Annotated in this window: 3 protein-coding genes; all 3 read right to left on the bottom strand. The window is 72.9% G+C overall.

What is annotated here, in order from left to right; genetic code table 11:
* A partial coding sequence (locus ABZ914_RS49025; RefSeq protein WP_500201467.1) for a wax ester/triacylglycerol synthase domain-containing protein occupies window positions 1-573 on the bottom strand: 573 nt, incomplete at its 3' end.
* A 221-nt stretch (window positions 574-794) separates the two neighbouring features.
* Complete coding sequence (locus tag ABZ914_RS49030) at window positions 795-2,315, bottom strand: MFS transporter (protein ID WP_500201468.1); 1,521 nt, start codon at window positions 2,313-2,315, stop codon at window positions 795-797.
* Window positions 2,312-2,995, bottom strand: a complete 684-nt coding sequence (locus ABZ914_RS49035) for an LppX_LprAFG lipoprotein (RefSeq protein ID WP_500201469.1) — start codon at window positions 2,993-2,995, stop codon at window positions 2,312-2,314. The genes ABZ914_RS49030 and ABZ914_RS49035 overlap by 4 nt, the downstream gene beginning before the upstream one ends.
* Between the last annotated feature and the right edge of the window lie 284 nt (window positions 2,996-3,279).

The following is a 3,279-nucleotide window of genomic DNA, read 5'->3' on the forward strand; positions in this document are numbered from 1 at the left end:
CGTGAGCTGGCCCAGCGGGGGGGTGACGGTGCGGCGCGCGGCGTCCGCCAGCAGCGCCAGGTCGGACGGCTCGGCGTCCGGCTCCCACGGCTCGGTCTCGCGGGGCTGCTCGAACTCGGGGGACAGGTCGAACAGCACGGTCGCGAGGTCCATGCCGGCGATGCCGTCCACCATGCAGTGGTGCACCTTCGCGATCATCGCCCAGCGCCCGCCGGTCAGGCCCTCGACCAGCCAGATCTCCCACAGCGGCTTCGCCGGGTCGAGGCGCTGCGCGAGGACCCGGCCGGACAGGTTGCGCAGCTGCTCGTCGTTGCCCGGCGCCGGGAGGGCGGTGTGCCGGACGTGGTACAGGATGTTGAAATGCGGATCGTCCACCCAGACGGGCCGTCCGAGGTGCAGGGGGACGCCCCGCACGCGCTGCCGGTACCGGGGGACGAGGGGCAGCTTCGCGGCGATCGTCCTGACCACGTCGCCGTACGAGGGCGCGGGCCCCTCGAAGACGACCACCGACGCGACGTGCAGGGGCGTGTTCTCGTCCTCCAGGAGGTAGAAGCTGGCGTCCAGTCCGCTCATCCGATGCACGGGCTCACCGTCTTTCTGCCGCGGTTCCGCGGGGTCGGGGGGGAAGCGCCACCGGCCGGGGCGCCGGGGCGCGGGCGGCGGAGCAAGTCACGCTAACCAGGCGCCGCGCGAACCACGGGATGAACGCGCCCGGTGTGAGCGATGTGGCAGCCGAGCATGGCCGGATCCGGCCATTTCTTCTCCGGCCCTTGCTTCCCGGGCGAACCGCGAGGTCAGCGCGCGGCCAGGCTCTCCGCCGGCTCCGCCGCGGGCTCCGCGCCGTCCCGCCGCGCCCCCGCTACCAGCGCCAGCACGGCGCCCAGCACGCACATCCCCGCCGTGATCCAGAAGATCTCCCGGTACTCCGCCCGCAGCGCGTCCCGCACCGCCGCCTTGTACACGGTCATCTCCTTCGCGAACTCCGCCTTCGACATCAGGAACGGCAGCGGCGGCTGCAGATGCGCCGTCAGCACGTGGAACCGGTGGAAGCCCCACGCCGACAGCGCCGAGATCCCGAGCAGCATCCCCATCATCCGCGCGACCACCACGGCCGCCGACGCCACCCCGTGCCGCGCCGGCGGCACGAACGCCAGCACCGCCGACGACACCGGAGCGATCACCAGCCCCAGCCCGAGCCCCGTCACCACGAGGTCGACGTCCATCCGCGGCAGCGGCCCGTACGACGCGTGCGCCAGGTCCGCCGGCCACCCCGCGATCAGCACGTAACCGAACGCGGAGACGAGCATCCCCGCCGCCATCGGCCACCGCTCGCCGACGCGCCGCGCGACGACCCCGCCCGCCACCGCCGCGACCGGCAGCGCCACCAGGAACCGCGTCAGCAGCAGCGCGCCCTCGGTCTCGTCCTTGTTCAGGACCGTCTGCGCGACCAGCACCACGTCCACCAGCGTCACCATCAGCGCGGCCCCCGACAGGAAGCTCACGCCCAGCGTCGCCAGCAGCGGCCCGCGCCGCACACCGCCGAGGTCCAGCAGCCTCGTCCGGGCCCTGACCTCCCACAGCACGAACACCGCGAGCACCACGACGCCCGCCGCCATCACGGGCAACCCCCACGACGGCAGCGCCGACCTCTCCGGATCCGGGTTGTAGACCCCCACGACCAGCAGGGCGAGGCCCGCCGCCAGCAGCAGCCCGCCCACCACATCCACGCCCGGGCGCGGCCCCTCCGGCCGCCCGCCCGGCACCGTGGCCTGCACCGCCACGATCGCGAGCACCGCCAGCGGCACGTTGATCCAGAAGATCGCGCGCCACTCCAGCGCCGCCGCGATCCCCGCCCCGTACAGCGGCCCGAGCACGCTCCCCAACTCCTGCGCCGCGCCCACCGCGCCCAGCACCACCGGACGCCGCCGCTCGTCCCACAGGTCCCCGGCCAGCGCCATCGTCACCGGCAGCAGCGCACCGCCCGCCACCCCCTGGACGACCCGTCCCGCCGTCAGCACCGGCACGTCCTGCGCCAGCGCCGTCACCACCGACCCGGCCGCGAAGAACACCAGGCACGCCTGCAGCAGCGGCCGCCGCCCGAACCGGTCCGACAGCTGCCCGAGCAGCGGCATCGCCGCCACGTACCCGAGCAGGAACCCGGTGAGCACCGGCGTGATCCGCTCCAGCCGGTTCACCGGGACGCCCAGGTCCTTCACCACCGGCATCAGGATCGTCGTCACCACGTAGGCGTCCAGCGCGGCCAGCAGCACCACCGCGCCGCCGGCCCCGATCGCGATCCCGCGCCGCGCGGTCACTTCGGAGCGCTGATCTTGTAGGGGGCGTTGAAGTCGGTGAACGTGATCACCACGGCGCCCTGCCCCTTCGGGAACGCGCCCCGCACCTTCAGCAGCCGCCCGTCGGCCTTGCTCACCCACACCTGCCCGGCGAGATCGTCGCCGATCCCCGGGATCAGCCCCCCGACCTGGTCCTGCGGCAGCGTCGCCGCGACCCGGTAGGCCTCCTTGCCGTCCACCTTCTCCACGGCCTCGGCCTTCGGCGCCTGCAGCGAGCCCAGCAGCTTGGCGATGCCCCGGTTCGGGTCGAGCACCGCCGACGGGTCGTACACCGCCGACGCCATCGACTTCGGCAGCTTCCGCCAGCCGCCCGTCCCCGCGTCCAGGTAGAACGTGTCGCCCTTCGCGACGACCTTCGCCTCGACGTTCTGGCCCGACTGCTCCAGGGTCAGCGTCCCCTGCGCGTCGCCGTCCCGGAGCAGCTTCATGTCGCCGCCCTTGACCATGATCGGCGTCTTGCCGTCCGACGCCACCGTGAACGCGACGCTCTTCAGGCCCGCCATGGCGCCGGCCGACCGCTTCAGCGTCTGCGCCCCGTCGAAGTCCGCCTTCGGCGCCGGCTTGTCGGACCCGCCGCCCCCGCACGCACCGGCCAGCAGCACGAGCGACAACGAGACAAGACCGAGGAATCGTCTGGACATACGCGGACCCTACCGACCGGTCACCCCGCCAGTCACTCGGTACCAGGTCTGACTTCCCCTAGTCCCCGAGTACGAGTTGATTTGCATTGCCCTTGGCGGTCAGGCGCTAGAGCGCCTTCCCTTCAACGGGCGCTGCGTGCGATCGCTGTGTTGATTGCACCGCCCTTGGCGGTCGGGCCCTGGGGGCCCTCCCTTCAACGGGCGATGCGTGCGATCGCTGCATCGCTTCGACTCGCCCTGGGGGCTCGCTGCGCGATCAAGTTCTCGCAAGCTCGAACTTGGCT

The sequence above is a fragment of the Spirillospora sp. NPDC046719 genome (genome assembly GCF_040645715.1).
In the GTDB taxonomy this organism is placed as follows: Bacteria; Actinomycetota; Actinomycetes; order Streptosporangiales; family Streptosporangiaceae; genus Spirillospora.

Coding starts and splice junctions, on each gene's coding strand:
- ABZ914_RS49035 (WP_500201469.1), bottom strand. CDS start 2,995: ATGTCCAGACGATTCCTCGGTCTTGTCTCGTTGTCGCTCGTGCTGCTG.